This is a genomic window from Vibrio sp. 970, from assembly GCF_033339075.1.
On the sequence record NZ_JAWOTW010000556.1, the window covers coordinates 1 to 594 of the forward strand.

Here is a 594-nt window from a genome sequence, read left to right on the forward strand (position 1 = left end):
GCCACATGAAATCGCTGAAAGACCCGAGCTTCGCTTCAACATTCTTAATAAAGAAATGTCGGTAACTAAACGTGTACCTGATAAGAGCTTGTTTTGATCCACTTGAACAGGGCCAAGACGGCTGCCGTCATTCAACTCAATAAAGTCGCCGTCTTGCCAGTTCATGTAAGACGCCAAATCTTGACTGATCAAGATCGGATACGGCGGCTTCATCAAGGAGAGAACAGGCATCTCATTAAGTGACTTGCCGTGCTGAAGAGGGATCATTGCGACAGGATCGATGCCAACGAGCATCAAGTTCATGTCCGTTTTGGCATCCAGATGAAGGACGTCGAAAGGCGCACATTGGTTGAAACCAGCGCGGCGCAGCTGAATGTAAAAACCTTGAGGAATTTTATTTGCAGAATGTTTGGTACGAATTCGGTAAGGAAGTGGGTTTGAGAAAAGCTTCTCACCTGTTTCGTAACTCTGCTTCGCATGTTGGTTGATAGAAGTAACACCAACGAGAAGCGAAACACCAAGCGTTAAGCCTAACCAGACGAGAATAATTTGCAGTGGGTAACGACGGTAATGACCGAGTAGTGCCTTAACTAC

1 pseudogene is annotated in these 594 nt (G+C 46.1%); it reads right to left on the bottom strand.

The features are described 5' to 3' along the window. Window positions 1–594 (bottom strand): annotated as a pseudogene (locus R7Q11_RS27840) (ABC transporter permease); the annotation flags it as partial.